The sequence below is a fragment of the Salinifilum aidingensis genome, from assembly GCF_054782015.1.
Window position 1 is genome coordinate 591,716 of record NZ_BAAGTH010000001.1, and the last position, 14,750, is coordinate 606,465.

Annotated in this window: 12 protein-coding genes and 1 pseudogene; 8 read left to right on the top strand and 5 right to left on the bottom strand. The window is 74.6% G+C overall.

Annotated elements, in window-relative coordinates:
* Positions 1–98 precede the first annotated feature (98 nt).
* The 4 genes and pseudogenes from ACYVJE_RS02740 (at position 99) to ACYVJE_RS02755 (ending at position 6,601) form a co-directional block, all read left to right on the top strand.
* Positions 99–671, top strand: a complete 573-nt coding sequence (locus tag ACYVJE_RS02740) for a peptide deformylase (RefSeq protein ID WP_461143097.1) — start codon at positions 99–101, stop codon at positions 669–671.
* A gap of 563 nt (positions 672–1,234) precedes the next feature.
* Complete coding sequence (gene thiC, locus ACYVJE_RS02745; RefSeq protein WP_461143161.1) at positions 1,235–2,845, top strand: phosphomethylpyrimidine synthase ThiC; 1,611 nt, start codon at positions 1,235–1,237, stop codon at positions 2,843–2,845.
* 656 nt (positions 2,846–3,501) lie between these two features.
* Positions 3,502–4,311: pseudogene (thiD, locus tag ACYVJE_RS02750) on the top strand (bifunctional hydroxymethylpyrimidine kinase/phosphomethylpyrimidine kinase); the annotation flags it as partial.
* A gap of 292 nt (positions 4,312–4,603) precedes the next feature.
* Complete coding sequence (locus tag ACYVJE_RS02755) at positions 4,604–6,601, top strand: FUSC family protein (RefSeq protein WP_461143098.1); 1,998 nt, start codon at positions 4,604–4,606, stop codon at positions 6,599–6,601.
* Positions 6,602–6,605: 4 nt separating this feature from the next.
* Here ACYVJE_RS02755 and thiG read toward each other — a convergent pair whose 3' ends face one another.
* The 3 genes from thiG to thiO are packed head-to-tail and all read right to left on the bottom strand — an operon-like array spanning position 6,606 to position 8,685.
* On the bottom strand, positions 6,606–7,370 hold the full coding sequence (thiG, locus tag ACYVJE_RS02760; protein WP_459158093.1) for a thiazole synthase: 765 nt from the start codon (positions 7,368–7,370) through the stop codon (positions 6,606–6,608).
* A 2-nt stretch (positions 7,371–7,372) separates the two neighbouring features.
* On the bottom strand, positions 7,373–7,573 hold the full coding sequence (gene thiS, locus ACYVJE_RS02765; protein ID WP_459158092.1) for a sulfur carrier protein ThiS: 201 nt from the start codon (positions 7,571–7,573) through the stop codon (positions 7,373–7,375).
* Positions 7,561–8,685 (bottom strand): glycine oxidase ThiO, encoded by a 1,125-nt coding sequence (thiO, locus tag ACYVJE_RS02770; RefSeq protein WP_461143099.1) that lies wholly within the window; start codon positions 8,683–8,685, stop codon positions 7,561–7,563. Before thiO ends, thiS begins: the two co-directional genes overlap by 13 nt.
* A 180-nt stretch (positions 8,686–8,865) precedes the next feature.
* On the opposite strand from thiO, the gene thiE reads away from it, so the two are divergent.
* Positions 8,866–9,540, top strand: coding sequence for a thiamine phosphate synthase (thiE, locus tag ACYVJE_RS02775; protein WP_459158090.1), 675 nt, complete (start codon positions 8,866–8,868; stop codon positions 9,538–9,540).
* 4 nt (positions 9,541–9,544) lie between these two features.
* On the opposite strand, the gene ACYVJE_RS02780 is transcribed toward thiE, so the two are convergent.
* On the bottom strand, positions 9,545–10,180 hold the full coding sequence (locus ACYVJE_RS02780; RefSeq protein WP_461143100.1) for a hypothetical protein: 636 nt from the start codon (positions 10,178–10,180) through the stop codon (positions 9,545–9,547).
* Positions 10,181–10,693: 513 nt separating this feature from the next.
* Here ACYVJE_RS02780 and ACYVJE_RS02785 point away from each other — a divergent pair.
* The gene (locus ACYVJE_RS02785) at positions 10,694–11,011 is read left to right on the top strand and encodes a hypothetical protein (RefSeq protein WP_461143101.1); all 318 of its coding nucleotides are present in this window, start codon (positions 10,694–10,696) and stop codon (positions 11,009–11,011) included.
* A 462-nt stretch (positions 11,012–11,473) separates the two neighbouring features.
* On the opposite strand, the gene ACYVJE_RS02790 is transcribed toward ACYVJE_RS02785, so the two are convergent.
* Positions 11,474–12,229, bottom strand: a complete 756-nt coding sequence (locus ACYVJE_RS02790; protein ID WP_461143102.1) for a GntR family transcriptional regulator — start codon at positions 12,227–12,229, stop codon at positions 11,474–11,476.
* 222 nt (positions 12,230–12,451) lie between these two features.
* Here ACYVJE_RS02790 and ACYVJE_RS02795 point away from each other — a divergent pair, with 222 nt between their 5' ends.
* Together ACYVJE_RS02795 and ACYVJE_RS02800 are read left to right on the top strand one after the other, a co-directional pair.
* A complete protein-coding gene (locus ACYVJE_RS02795; protein ID WP_461143103.1) occupies positions 12,452–13,501 on the top strand; it encodes an SIS domain-containing protein in 1,050 nt (349 codons plus the stop codon).
* Between the two features lie 153 nt (positions 13,502–13,654).
* Positions 13,655–14,656, top strand: a complete 1,002-nt coding sequence (locus ACYVJE_RS02800) for an N-acetylglucosamine kinase (protein ID WP_459158086.1) — start codon at positions 13,655–13,657, stop codon at positions 14,654–14,656.
* The last annotated feature ends 94 nt before the right edge of the window (positions 14,657–14,750 follow it).

Sequence of the window (14,750 nt, forward strand, 5' to 3'; positions counted from 1 at the left end):
GCGCTGCGATGATCACGACGCGCGCCGGAGCTCCGCCGGCGGAGGCCGTTCGCCGCAGCGCTCGCGGTGCTCCGGGGCGGGACCGATACAGTCGGTGCATGGCCATCCACCCGATCCGCATCGTGGGCGACCCGGTGCTGCGCACGTCGGCGCGGTCCGTCGAGCAGTTCGACGCCGACCTGCGCACCCTCGTCGACGACATGTTCGCGACCCTCGAGGCCTCCAACGGCGTCGGCCTGGCGGCGCCCCAGATCGGCGTGGACCTGCGCGTGTTCGTCTACGACTGCCCGGACGACGACGGCGTGCAGCACAGCGGCGTGGTGGTCAACCCGCAGCTGGAGACCTCCGAGGTCCCGGAGACCATGCCGGACCCGGACGAGGACTGGGAGGGCTGCCTGTCCGTTCCGGGCGAGTTCTTCCCGACGGGGCGCGCGGACTGGGCCAGGGTCACCGGCAGCGACCCGCAGGGGCACGACGTGCGGGACGAGGGCACCGGGTTCTTCGCGCGGTGCCTGCAGCACGAGGTCGACCACCTCGACGGCCACCTCTACCTGGACCGGCTGACCGGGCGGCACGTGCGCGCGGCGAAGAAGGCCGTCAAGCGCAACGGCTGGGGCGTGCCCGGGCTGTCCTGGGACCCGACGGTCGAGGAGGACCCGTTCGCCGACTGATATCAGCAGGACGTTGTTGAATCGTTCTGCGCGTGGACTTCCGCGGTGGAACCTCCGCGGTCGCTCCGGCTGCGATCGGAGTCGGCCGTCGAGGCAGCCACAGCTGCAAGCTGTCGTGCCGAAACGATGAAGGGCTCGCGGTCTCCGGGCAACGGCCGGCAGGGACGCAACACAGCGCTGTTGGCGCTCTGCAAGTCATTTTTCGTTCGTGCTCTCGTGCACCCGTGCCCGAGTGGCGGTGGCGCAACAGGACCCCGTTGGGTCGTTCGCCGACTGGTCCGGGAGCACCCGCTGGGGGCAGAACTCCGCTGCGCGGTTGCCAGCGGCGCGAGCGCGGGCTAGTGTCTGGCGCGACAACTTCAACCGCGGGAGCTCGCACCGGAAGCGAGCTGAGAGGGCGGCTGGACCAGCGATCCGGCGCCGCCGACCGCAGAACCTGAACGGATAATGCCGGCGTAGGGAGCGTGACCGCAGTGGTCGATCTGTATCAGAACGCGTCCAGCAACAGCTCCACCTCCACCGATCAGTCCTCTTCGGACTCCGATCCGTCCGCTTCGCCCGGTGTGACGACCGGTCCGATCCCCGGTTCGCGCAAGGTCTACGCGGACACCTCCGCCGGGCTGAAAGTGCCGCAGCGGCGGGTCGAGCTCACCAACGGCGAACACCTCGACGTGTACGACACGTCCGGTCCGTACACCGACGAGACCGCCACCATCGACGTCCACAGTGGACTCCACCGCACCCGCGCCGGCTGGATGGACGGCAGTTCGCGCAACACCCAGCTCGGCTGGGCGAAGCAGGGCGCCATCACGCGGGAGATGGAGTTCGTGGCCGCGCGCGAGGGCTTCTCGCCGGAGTACGTGCGCGACGAGGTCGCCAGCGGCCGGGTGGTCATCCCCGCCAACCACTACCACCCCGAGACCGAGCCGATGGCCATCGGCAAGAACTTCCTGGTGAAGGTCAACGCCAACATCGGCAACTCCGCCGTGACCTCCTCGGTCGAGGAGGAGGTGGAGAAGATGGTGTGGGCCACGCGCTGGGGCGCCGACACCGTCATGGACCTGTCCACCGGTGACGCCATCCACGAGACCCGCGAGCGGATCCTGCGGAACTCGCCGGTGCCGATCGGGACCGTGCCGATCTACCAGGCGCTGGAGAAGGTCGACGACCCGGCGGACCTGACCTGGGAGATCTACCGGGACACGGTCATCGAGCAGTGCGAGCAGGGCGTGGACTACATGACCGTGCACGCCGGCGTGCTGCTGCGCTACGTGCCGATGACGGCCCAGCGCGTGACCGGCATCGTCTCCCGCGGCGGGTCGATCATGGCCGCGTGGTGCCTGGCGCACCACAGGGAGAGCTTCCTGTACACGCACTTCTCCGAGCTGTGCGAGATCCTGCGCGCCTACGACGTGACGTTCTCCCTCGGCGACGGGCTGCGCCCCGGTTCCATCGCCGACGCGAACGACCGGGCGCAGTTCGCCGAGCTGGAAACGCTCGGCGAGCTCACGCACATCGCCCGCGAGCACGACGTGCAGGTGATGATCGAGGGCCCGGGCCACGTGCCGATGCACCGCATCACCGAGAACGTCACGCGCGAGGAGGAGCTGTGCGGTGAGGCCCCGTTCTACACGCTCGGCCCGCTGACCACCGACATCGCCCCCGGCTACGACCACATCACCTCGGGCATCGGCGCGGCCGTCATCGGCTGGGCCGGCACGGCGATGCTCTGCTACGTCACGCCGAAGGAGCACCTGGGACTGCCGAACCGGAACGACGTGAAGACCGGCGTGATCACCTACAAGATCTCCGCGCACGCCGCGGACCTGGCCAAGGGGCACCCCCGGGCCCAGGAGTGGGACGACGCGCTGAGCAAGGCCCGCTTCGAGTTCCGCTGGCACGACCAGTTCCGGCTCTCGCTCGACCCGGAGACGGCGCAGGCGTACCACGACGAGACGCTGCCGGCCGAGCCGGCGAAGAAGGCGCACTTCTGCTCGATGTGCGGGCCGAAGTTCTGCTCCATGCGCATCACCCAGGACGTCCGGGCCTACGCCGAGGAGCAGGGCCTGACCTCCGTCGAGGCGATCGAGGCGGGGATGCAGGAGAAGGCCGCGGAGTTCAACTCCCAGGGCGGGCGGGTGTACCTGCCGGTCACCGACGCCTCGGCGAGCTGAGCGGGCGCGGCGGCCGGCCGCCCGCGCGGCCTGCTCCGCAGGGGCGGCTCGCCGCGGTGCCCGGGGAGTGCGCAGCGCGGCGCGTCGCCGGTGGGGCGGCTTCCGGTCGCCCGCGGCCGCGCGGGTGGGCGCTGCCGCCCTCCCGCGCGGCCGGGACCACCGCCGGGCCACGAGCAGGATCACCGGCCCGACCCTGACCGGGGACGGCCAGGTCACCGGCCCGGCATCCCCGGTCACCACGGATCCCACGGGATGCACCCCGATGGGGTGGTGATCGTTTGCCCCCCAGTCGCGTGGGGACAACTTACAATTTTCATGAAAATTGCGCTCTCTGGAACGGTTCCAGTCTGAGGCGACCTGGTGTCCGCCCCCGGGAACCGCGGCCCCGCTCCGCCCCGGTGAGCTGCGACTCCGCCGGAACCGGGTGCGGCGCCGGGCGCCGTAGCATGAGGGCGATGCGAGAGACCTCCGGCGAACGCGAGAACGACTCCGAGCGCAGCACCGCGCCCGCGGCAGACGCCGCCCCGGTGGACGCCACCACCCCGGCGAGCTCGGGAGCCGCGGCGAGTCCTGCCGCCCCGGTGAACCCCGCAGCCTCAGCGGACGCCCCGGTGAGCGCTGCCTCCCCGACGAGCGCGGAAGGCTCGGACGCCGCGGTGGGCACCGCTCCCCCGACGGCGCTGACGATCGCCGGCTCGGACTCCGGCGGCAGCGCCGGCATGCACGCCGACCTGCGCGCGTTCTTCGCCAACCACGTGCACGGCACGACCGCCGTGACCGCGGTGACCGTGCAGAACTCCCGCGGCGTCAGCGACGTGGTGCGCATCCCGCCGGAGCAGGTGGCCGCGCAGATCGACGCCGTGGCCGGCGACATCGGCGTGGACGCCGCCAAGACCGGCGTGCTCGCCGCGGCCGACACGATCGAGGCGGTGGTGGCGGCCTGCGACCGCAACGGCATCGGCCGCTCCGGGGCCACCCCGTTCGTCGTCGACCCGGTCGCCGCCTCCCGCGCCGGCGAGCCCCTGCTCGACCCCGACGCGCTGGACGCCCTGCGCAACCGGGTCTTCCCCCGCGCCACCCTGGTCACGCCGAACCTGGACGAGGTCCACCTGCTCACCGGTGTGACCGCGCGCAGCCGCGCCGACCTGCTCGACGCCGCCAAGGCGGTGCACGACTTCGGCCCCCGCTGGGTCCTCGTGAAGAGCGGGCACCTGCCCGACGACCCCGAGTGCGTGGACCTGCTCTTCAACGGCTCCGAAGCCATCGAACTGCCCGGTCCGCGCTACCCCACCGCGCACACGCACGGCGCCGGGGACGTGTTCGCCTCCACGATCACCGCGCTGCTGGCGCGCGGCGCGACCGTGCCGGACGCGGTCCGCATCGGCAAGGCGTTCGTCACGCGCAGCGTGCACGACGCCTACCCCCTCGGTTCCGGATTCGGCCCGGTGTCGACGTTCTGGCGCGTGCGCTCCACCCCGGTGGAGGAGGACGCCGCGGAGGAGGGCTCGCCCGCGGAGGACGCCTTCGCGGAGGGCGGTGCCGCGGCGGACCGGAGCACCCCGGACGGTTCCGCGTGAGCCCGCCGCGGCCGCGATGAGCGCCATCGAGTGATATTCACCGGCGATGCGGCCGATGACGTCCCAACATCGTGGGCAGCTGCGGCGGAGTCGGGTAAACAGGAAGCACGGCGCGGACCGGTGCCGGCGGCCCGGTTCGGCACTGCCGGGACGAAGCGAGGACGACAGAGGACGCGGCGGCGTGGCGAAGGCATCGACGACGGCTCGTGCAGTGTGGGCGCGGATCACGGGGACGACCGAGGCCGGAGCGCCCGACCCGCGACAACGCCAGTACGCGATCCTCGTGCTGTGCGCCGTCGCGCTGGGCAGCGCGCTCGGCTGGTGGCTGGACGCGACCACGCCCGCGCTCATCGCGGCGCTGACCGCCGTGCTGACGCTGATCGCCGCCGGCGGCCAGTCGCTGCGCTCGGACCTGCACCGCCTCAGCCGGTTCGCCCCGGCGCTGGTCGTGGTGATGGCCTGCGGGCCGCTGCTGCGCGGCATCCCGTTCGCCGCGGGCGCGCTGGTCGCCGTGGTCATCTTCGGCACCGGCATGCTGCCCGCGCTCAGCGAGCGCTACCGCGCCGGCGCGCAGACCGTCGCGGCCGCGACGCTCGCCGCGACCAGCGGCATCGGCCGGGACGACCCCTGGTGGACGCTGCTGTGCGCGAGCGCCGCCGGGGTCGTGTTCGCGCTGGTCCTCCGCGTCGTCACCGGGCTCGGCGATCCGACGCGCGCAACCCGCCTGGCGGTGGCCCGGACGCTGCTGCAACCGGGTCCGGGCGTGCTGGAGGGCGCGATGGCGGCCTGGCGCACCGACGGCGCCCCGCGCTGGCTGGGCGAGGTCCTCGCCGGCCTCGCCCGCTTCCGCGCTGCCCGGGAAACCCTGCTGACCCGGGCGAACCGCGCCGACCGGGCCGAAGCAGCGCGGTTGCGGGCGATCGTCGACGAAGCCGACCGGGTGGCCGCCGAACTGGCGCGGGCGGTGCGCGCCCGCGCGTGCACCGGCCTGCCACCGCTGGCCCGGCGCGACCCGGTCATCGCGCACGGCGGGTACCACGGCTCGCTGCCGCACGCGGTGCACGGCCTCAACGCGGGTTTCGACCGGATCCGCGCCGCCGTGGTGAACCGGTCCGAGGACCCGGTGCCCGTCACCGCCGCCGGACCGTGGCGGGAGCGGCTCCGGGACGCGGCGCGCGCCCACCTGTCCACGCGTTCCTCGCTGTTCCGCCACGCCCTGCGCTGCGCCCTCGCGGCGACGATCGGCATGGTCGTGGTCGCGCTGCTGGACGACCCGTCCGCGTCGACGCTGCTGCTGGCGCTGTACCTGGTGCTGCAGCCCGCGGCGCGGGACAGCATGACGGGAGCGCTGGAGCGCACCGGCGCGGCGGTGCTCGGCGTGACCGCCCTGGCGCTGGTGATCACCCTCGTACCCGGTGCGCTGCTGCTCGGGCCGCTGCTGATCGCGGGGATGCTGCTGCACGTCGACCAGCTGCGCGCGCACTACCAGGCGCTGCTGGTGTGCCTGATCGCGGTGCTGGCGGTGGAGCAGACGCTGCTGCTGGACCGCCCGCTGATCAACGTCGGCATCGCCTTCGCCGCGAACACGGCCGTCGGCGCGGCGATCGCGCTGTGCATCGGGTTCGTCGGCTACCTCGTGCTGCCCAGCAGCGCCCTCCCGGACGTGCGCGGGGCCGTGCGCTCCACGGTCTGGGCCATGACCGACCTGCTGCGCGGGGTGCGCGCGACGGCCGCCGAGGACTCCGCCCGGGACGAGTGGCGGGCCCTGCACGTGCTCACCCAGCGGCGGACGCAGGACCTGCTGGGCATGCCCGCGCTGCTGGACGGCACCGGCGAGCGGGCCGCCGAGGACGACTCGGCCGCGGAGGCCGCCGCGGCCCTGGAGGCGCTGCGCCAGGACCTCGCGATGCTCACGCTGCACGGCCCGGAGCGCCGCGCGGCCGCCGAGCCCGTTCTGGCCACTGTGGACGAACTGCTCAGCGGGCGGCAGAGCACGAGCATCCCCGAGGTGCACGGCGGGGATTCGGTCGTGGTGGACGCGCTCTCCGGGATGCTGCTGGAGAACGCGCTGCACGCGCGCACCGCGGTCGACCGCGCGCTCGGCGACGGCACCCCGTGGAAGAGCTACACGATCACGTTCCTGGACAACGGGCAGCAGGAGCACCTGCGCCTGCAGTGAGCGCTCACCCCATCGGCCGGCCCGGGCTGGAGGCGTTGGCCCAGAACCGCTGGGGGATGCGCCCCGCCTGCACGGCCAGCCGACCCGCGGTCACGCCCGAGCGCATCGCCTCGGCCATGCGCTCCGGCTGCTCCGCCCGGGTGACCGCCGAGGCCAGCAGCACCGCATCGCAGCCCAGCTCCATCGCCAGGGCGGCGTCCGAGGCGGTGCCCACGCCCGCGTCGAGCACGATCGGCACCGACGCGCGGGAGACGATCATCCCGATGTTGTGCGGGTTGCGGATGCCCAGGCCCGTGCCGATCGGCGAACCGAGCGGCATGACCGCGGCGCAGCCGAGCTGCTCCAGCCGCAGCGCCAGCGCCGGGTCGTCGTTGGTGTAGGCGAGAACCACGAAACCCTGGTCCACGAGCTGCTCGGCGGCGTCGACCAGTTCGACCGGGTCGGGCAGCAGCGTGTCCTCGTCGGCGACGACCTCGAGCTTCACCCAGTTCGTGCCGAGCGCCTCCCGCGCCAGCTGGGCGGTGAGCACCGCTTCTGCCGCGGTGCGGCAGCCCGCCGTGTTCGGCAGCGCGTCGATGCCCAACCGGTGCAGCAGCTCGAGCACGCCTGTCTGGCCCTGCGCGTCGGCGCGCCGCATCGCCACCGTCGTCAGCTCGGTACCCGACGCGATGAGCGCCTGCTCCAGCACCGACAGGTTGTTCGCCCCGCCGGTTCCCATGATCAGCCGCGAGCCGAACTCCCGGCCCGCGATCACCAGGGGATCGTCCATGGTCATCCTCCTTGCACGGCGGTGAGCACTTCGACGGACGCGCCGTCGGCCAGCCGGGTCCGCGCCCAGTCGGCCCGCGGCACGACCGAACCGTCCACGGCCACGGCCACACCGCGCTCCGGCACTCCGTAGTCGGCGAGCACGTCGTCGAGGCTGGCCGCCTCGGCCACGTCCCTGCCGGTCCCGTTGATCACGACACGCACCGTTGTTCCTCCCATCGTCCGGGGTCGGCGACGCGGGCCTCCACCGGCGGTTCCTCCTCCCGCAGCATCGCGAGCACCGCCTCCGCGGTGATCGGCGCGAGCAGGAAACCGCCGCGGTAGTGCCCGGTCGCGGCGAGCACGCCGGGTTCGAGCCTGCCGAGCACCGGCAGGTTGTCCTCGGTGGTGGGGCGCAGCCCGGCCTCCGCCTCCAGCAGCGCGTACTCGGACAGGCCGGGGAGCAGCTCCTCGGCGTCGACGACGAGGTCGCGCACACCGCCGAGGGTCACGTCGGTGTCGAACCCCGCCTCGTACTGCGTGGCCCCGAGCACCACTCCCCCGTCGTCGCGGGGCACGAGGTAGACGGGACGGCCGTGCACCGGCCCCCGCACGGTGCGCTGCGGCGGCGGCAGCGCACCGGTGCGGGCGCGCAGCCGCAGCACCTCCCCCTTGACCGGGCGGATGCGCCCGGCCAGCGCGGGGTGCAGCTGCGCCGAGTGCGCCCCCGCGGCGATCACCGCGACCGAGCAGTCCACCGCGGACCCCTCGGTGCGGACCTCGCCCGCGCGGACCTCGGTGGCCCGCTCGGCCCGGAACACCACGCCGGCCGCCTCGGCCGCGGCGCGCAGCGCCGCCAGCGCGGCGCGGTTGTCCACCGCGAGATCGCCGGGGACGACGAGCCCCCTCCGCACGCCCGGTCCCAGGGACGGTTCCAGCCGGCGCAGCTCGCGCCCGTCGTAGCGGGTGACGCTGCGCCCCATCCGGTCGAGGTACTCGGAGAGCCGGTCGAGATCGGCCCGATCCGCGCTGTCCACGCCGACGACGAGCGTGCCCTCGGTGCGCAGCCCGGCGGGGCGCCCGGCAGCCGCGGCCAGCTCCTCGGCGAAGGCCGGCCAGCGCCGCAGCGAGGCCGAACCGAGTTCCAGCAGCTCCTCCTCGCCCGGCCAGGCCTCGGCGATCGGCGCGAGCATCCCGCCCGCCACCGAGGAGGCGCCCGCGGCCGGGGCCGGATCGATCAACTCCACGCGGAATCCCGCCGCCGCGGCTCGCCAGGCGGCGGACAGACCGATCACACCGCCGCCGACGACGGCGACACGCGCACTTCCTTCGCTCACCTCACGCTCCCTGCGCCGGCATGACCCGGATCAGGTTCGACGGTCGGGGCTGCGCCCCCTCTCAGTCCACCGCTCTCCGGTCGCTCGGCGGACTCCCGTGCTCACCGGTATCCACCGTACTCCGATCGAGACGGGCCGCGGCAGGGCGCACCGCGGACGTCAGTCGTTACGCTGTGCGGCATGCCCGGATACGACGGATTCGGTATTCGCGCCCGGTTGGACGAGGCCCGGCTGTACCTGTGCACCGACGCGCGCTCGGAGCGCGGGGACCTCGCCGAGTTCGCCGACGCCGCCCTCTCCGGCGGCGTCGACATCATCCAGCTGCGCGACAAGGACGAGAACGGGGCACCGCTGGAAGCGCGGCACGAGCTCGACGCCCTGGAGGTCCTCGCGGACGCGTGCGTGCGGCACGACCGCCTGCTGGCGGTGAACGACCGGGCCGACCTGGCGCTCGCGGCCGAGGCCGACGTGCTGCACCTCGGGCAGGACGACCTGCCGGTGCAGCAAGCCCGGCGCATCCTCGGCGAGCACGTGGCGCTCGGCCGGTCCACGCACGACCTCGCCCAGGCGGACGCGGCGGCGACCGAACCCGGCGTGGACTACTTCTGCACCGGGCCGGTGTGGACCACGCCGACCAAACCGGGTCGCCAGGCCGCGGGGCTGGAGCTCGTGCAGCACGCCTCCGAGCACCACGGGCACGGCCGTCCCTGGTTCGCCATCGGCGGCATCGACGAGGGCAACCTCGACGAGGTGATCGCGGCGGGCGCGCAGCGCGTCGTCGTCGTGCGCGCGATCACCGAAGCCGAGGACCCGGCGGCCGCCGCCCGCGAGATGCGCTACCGGCTGAGCGGGTAGCGCCTCAACCCCCGTCCGGGGCGGTCTCCCCGCTCGGCCCGTCCAGGACGCCGCCGAGCGGTGCGGTCTCCGTCCCGCCGGTCGGCCCCCGCTGGGGCTGTTCGGTCGGGGCCGGGGCGGTCGTGGTGGTCCCACCGCCCGCGGACTCCCCCGGCTGCTGGCCGGTGGGTGCGGGCTCGGATGTTCCCGTGGTCTCCGGTGCGGTCGGCTCCCCGGTCTCCGTCGGCGCCGGTTCCGACGTGGACGGCTGCGGGGCCCGCTGCTCGGAGGGGCCGCTCGGGTCGGCCGGCTGCGGCCGGAACGCGCGCCCGACCGTCGTGCCGCCGTCGCCCCCGGACAGCGGCGAACCGGTGAGCGCCTCGTACCCGGTGACGACGAGCATGCCGAGCACGAAGATCACCAGGCTGGTGATCCCGAACGTGATCCACCGCAGCGGGAAGCGCCGCCCCGACGCCGGGGCGACCGCTCCGCCGGGCTGCCGGGCGCTGCGGTGCCCCTCCTCCCCGCGGAGAGGTTCGGCCGTGCCGGTCCCGGCCCCGCCGGCTGCGGCGGGGTCAGCTGCGGCACCGCGGGCTTCCCGCTGGTGGGAGGACCGCTGGCCTGCGGCCTGCTCCGCCCGCCGTTCGTCGGGAGGCCGCACCGGTCCGTCCCCGGTGCGGTGCGTCGGCGCCGCACCAGGGAACGGGGCTGTCCGTCCCTCCGGCGCGGGCTGGGCTGCCCCCCTCCGGATCGCTCCCTCCTGCGCGGTTCCCTCGGCGGGGACCGCTCGGGGGGAGGAAGCCGCGGGCCGCGCCTCCTGGGGGACGAACCGGGTGCCGTCCCAGCGCAGGCTGCGCACCGCGTCGTCGCGGGTGACGCGCGCGGTGCGGTCGACCGCCCGGTCCTGCCGGCCACCGGACGAGCGGCAGGTGCGCTGCTCCGGGTCGGTGTCGACGACGCGTTCGCCACCGGGCCAGACGGCACCGCGGGCGGCCTCGTTCCCCCGCGTCGCCTCCTCGTGCGCTGCCCCGGACGGTGCACCGTTCTGCCGCGGAGCCGGGCTCCCCTGCGGCAGCTCCGGGGAGCTCCGCCGCGCTGCGGCCGCTGCCGCGCTGCGGCCGCTGCCGCGCTGGCCGCCGGCGTGCCGGCCGCCGGCGTGCCGGCCCCGATCGCGTTGGTCCCGGGCTCACTGGCCGCGGACGTGCCGGCCGCAGGCTCGTTGGCCGCGGGCGCGCCGGCCGCCGGCGTCGCGCTCCGGCGCGCTGACGGGTCGACCACGGTGGTGCGGGCGACGCGGTTGCGCTTCTCGGCCGCCCGGCTCGCCGCGACCTTCGCCTTCTCCCGGCCCTTCTCCAGGGAACGCTGGTACAGCGCTCCTCCCACGGTGATGACCACGCTGGTCAGCCCGGCGCCGACGAACGTGCCGGCGACTCCCAGCCGAGAACCGAGGAACGCTGCCGTGACCGAGGCGAGCGCACCTCCGGTCACCTGAGCCGGGGAGACGTCGGACAGCAGCGTGCGGTTGCCGCCGTCCTGGTCGTCCCCGTTGCTCGCAGCGCTGCTCCGCCCCTCGGCGCGTTCGTCCCTGCCGCTCACATGCTCCCCCCACGCGCGCTCCCGGGTTCCTTCTCCGCTCACACAACGGGCGCCGACCTGGGATTTCTCCCGATCATGGGCGATGCGTGAGTACTCCCACGGGCGGCTAACACGCTGGGCTGAACAGACGAAGGGAAGGCGAACGCGCTCCGTGCGCAGCACGCAGCGCTCGTGATCGCGCAACGCTCGTGGCTGCGCAGCGCAACCCCCTTCGGCGCAGATTGGAACTATTCCAGAGAGCACAATTTTCATGAAAATTGTGCCCTGTCCCCACGCCACTGGGGGACGAATGATCCCCACGCGATCGTGGTGCATCGGGGAACGAGGCCTCGTCCGGGCGGGTCCGAGGCGTGCGGCCTCATTCGGGCGGGTCGATGCGGGTGACGAACTTGTACCGGTCCCCGCGGTAGATCGACCGCACCCATTCCACCGGTCGCCCTCCCGCGTCGAAGGAGTGCCGGGACAGCAGCAGCATCGGCAGGCCGACGTCGGAGCCGAGCATCTCCGCCTCCTCCGGACTGGACAGCGCGGTCTCGATGGTCTCCTCGGCGTGGCCGAAGCTGACCGCGTACCGCTCCCGCAGCACCTGGTACAGCGAGGCGCCCTGCTCGAGGGGCTCGGCGATGCCGGGGAACCGGGGCAGCGGCAGGTGCGTCGTCTCGATCGCCATCGGTTCGCCGTCGGCCAGCCGCAGTCGCCGCAACCGCAGCACCTGCGAGCGCGGGTCGGTGTCCAGCAGCCGCGCGAGTTCCGCCTCCGCGGGGAGTTCCAGCACTTCCAGCAGCTTCGAGGCGGGCTGGCGCCCCTGGGCGCGCATGTCCTCGGTGTAGCTCGACAGCTGGAGGCGCTGGGCGACCTTGGGCGTGGCCACGAACGTCCCCTTGCCCTGCACCCGCAGCAGCCGCCCCTCGACGGTGAGCTCGGCCAGCGCCTGCCGGACCGTGGTGCGCGAGACGTCGAACCTCGAGGCGAGGGAGCGCTCGGTGGGGATGGGCGTGCCCGCGGGCATGGCCCGCAGCATGTCGAGCAGGTGCTGCTTCAGCCCCCAGTACTTCGGTTCCCGCTGCTGCCGCCCGGGGACGTCGGCGTCCCCGCCCGGGCCCGCTTCGACCATGGTCCCTCCAACTCGCCGGCCGCGCTGCTCGTGGCCGGGAATTCTGCCACGCGACGGTCGCACTGCCCGCCCAGCAGCGCAGCGGCCCGGCAGAGCAGCGGCCCGGGGCCGCGACTGGCCCGAGAGCGCAGCGGCCCGGTGTCATAGCGCTGCCCGGAGTGCGGGTACCCGCAGGGCGCACCAGGTAGGATTGGTCTAGACCGACGTCGGAAGGACCACGCGATGAGCGAGCCCGCCCCAGCGCCAGGCCACCACATGCGCACCGAGATCTCCGAGCAGCCGGACGTCTTCACCGCGCTGCTCGAGCACCGGGCGGACATCGCCGAGGTGGCCGCGGAGATCCGGCAGCGCCGCCCCCGCTTCGCACTGCTGGCGGCGCGGGGTTCCAGCGACCACGCCGCGCAGTACGCGAAGTACCTGGTCGAAGTGCTGCTGCAGATCCCCGTGGGGCTGGCGTCGCCGTCGACGACCACGCTCTACGGCGCCGAACCCGACCTCACCGACGTGCTGCTGATCTCGGTCAGCCAGAGCGGCAGTTCGCCCGACCTGGTGGAGGTCACCGAATCCGGCCGGCGCCAGGGCGCCACCACCGTGGCCGTGACCAACACGTCCGAGTCCGCGCTGGACGAGGCGGCCGAGTTCGGCGTGCACATCCGCGCGGGCAGCGAGAACGCCGTGGCCGCCACCAAGACCTACACGGCCACGCTGTTCGCGCTGTACCTGCTCATCGACGCCCTCCGCGGTGGCGGCGGCGAATCCGCGGCCGAGATCCCCAGGCTGGCCCGCCAAGCCCTCGACGAGACCACCGGTGCGGTGGACGCGATGGTGCAGCGCTACCGGTTCGCCGAGCACCTCGTCACCACCGGACGCGGCTACTCCTCGGCGACCGCCTCCGAAGCGGCGCTGAAGCTCGCCGAGACGAGCTACCTGCCCGCCCGCGCCTACAGCGGCGCCGACCTGCTGCACGGCCCGGTGGCCGCGATCGATCCGGAAACGGCCGTGCTGGCGCTGTGCAGCCGCGGCAACGGCGGCGAGGCGATGCGCGACGTCGTCGAGGCGGTGCACGCGCGCGGCGCGGACGTCTGCGCGCTCGGGTCCGCCGCCGAGTCCGTCCCCGCGACGACGCGGGTCGTGCTGCCGGAGACGGCCGAGGAACTCGCACCCGTGCTCGAGGCGCTGCCGGTGCAGCGCTTCGCGCTGGAGCTGGCCGTCGCCCGCGGCGAGGACCCGGACCAGCCGCGCGGCCTGCGGAAGGTCACCCGGACCCGCTGACGCGCCGCCCGGCGGCACCGGGCCCGGCACGGGACCGTGCACAATGGACGCGAAGGCCCGCCTCACCGAGGGGGCGGGGCGAGGCGGGCAAGGCCAGCGTACGCCGAGCCGGGCCACCCGCAACCGATGGGGCGGCGCGCCCGGGGAGGACCGATGAGCACGACGACGCTGGTGCTCGGCATGGACATCGGGGGCACCGCCACCCGGGCGGTGCTCGCCGACCTGGACGGCCGCGTCCGCGGCACCGGCAGCGCCGGGGGCGGCAACCCGCACTCCCACCCGCTCGACACCGCCCTGGGCAACATCGGCGCGGCCGCGCGCGCCGCGCTCGGCTCCGCCGAGACCTCCGCCGTGGGCGCGGTCGTGCTCGGTCTCGCCGGATCGACCGTGCTCACCAGCGGCGACACCGCCGAGCAACTGCACCGGACGTGCGCCGAGCTGGGGCTGCGCTGCGACGTCGCGGTGCTCACCGACTACGAGGTCGCCTTCGCCGCGGGCACCCCGGCGCCGCGCGGTGCGGTGCTCATCGCCGGAACCGGTGCGGTGGCCGCACGCGTCGAGCAGCACCGCGCCGCGGCCACCGCCGGCGGGCACGGTTGGCTGCTGGGCGACGAGGGCTCGGCGTTCTGGATCGGCCGCGAGGCCGTGCGGGTGACGCTGCACGCGCTCGACGCCGGATCCCCGCTCGGCGCGCTGGGGCGTTCGGTGCTGCGCGCGCTCGGCGCCGCTCCCGGCACCGAGGCCGCACCGGGGAGCGCGGCCGCTTCCGCCGCGGTGGCCGCGGTGCACGCGGCACCGCCGATCCGGCTGGCCGAGCTCGCCCCGCTGGTCACCGATGCCGTCGCGGAGGACGCGGCCGCGCGGGACCTCGTCGACCGCGCCGCCCGCGCGCTCGCGGACACGGCCCGGCTGGTCGCTCCGGCCGCGACCGACCTGGTGCTCGCCGGCGGGCTCACCGGCCCGGACAACCCGGTGGGCGCGGCCCTGCGCGCGGAGCTCGCCGAACCCGGCGGCCCCGTGCTGCGCACCGCCGGTTCCGGCGCGGCAGGCGCGGCCTGGCTCGCCGCGCACCGCACGTCCGCGGCCGAGCGGGCCGACCTGCCCGCGCTGCACCGCCGCCTGGTGGGAGGGACCGCGGAGCGGCTGACGTCGTGACCCCGCGGGGAACGGGGCGGCCTGCGCCTGGGAGGAGCGGCTCCGCGGCCTGCCCCCGCCGCCTCGCGGGCCCCGCTCGCAGCGGAGGAGGTTC

What these genes read in the sequence shown, in the direction of transcription:
- ACYVJE_RS02800 (WP_459158086.1), top strand. Translation starts at nt 13,655, where the DNA reads ATGAGCACGACGACGCTGGTGCTCGGCATGGACATCGGGGGCACCGCC.
- ACYVJE_RS02740 (WP_461143097.1), top strand. Translation starts at nt 99, where the DNA reads ATGGCCATCCACCCGATCCGCATCGTGGGCGACCCGGTGCTGCGCACG.
- thiE (WP_459158090.1), top strand. Translation starts at nt 8,866, where the DNA reads ATGCCCGGATACGACGGATTCGGTATTCGCGCCCGGTTGGACGAGGCC.
- ACYVJE_RS02795 (WP_461143103.1), top strand. Translation starts at nt 12,452, where the DNA reads ATGAGCGAGCCCGCCCCAGCGCCAGGCCACCACATGCGCACCGAGATC.
- ACYVJE_RS02790 (WP_461143102.1), bottom strand. Translation starts at nt 12,229, where the DNA reads ATGGTCGAAGCGGGCCCGGGCGGGGACGCCGACGTCCCCGGGCGGCAG.
- thiG (WP_459158093.1), bottom strand. Translation starts at nt 7,370, where the DNA reads ATGGACGATCCCCTGGTGATCGCGGGCCGGGAGTTCGGCTCGCGGCTG.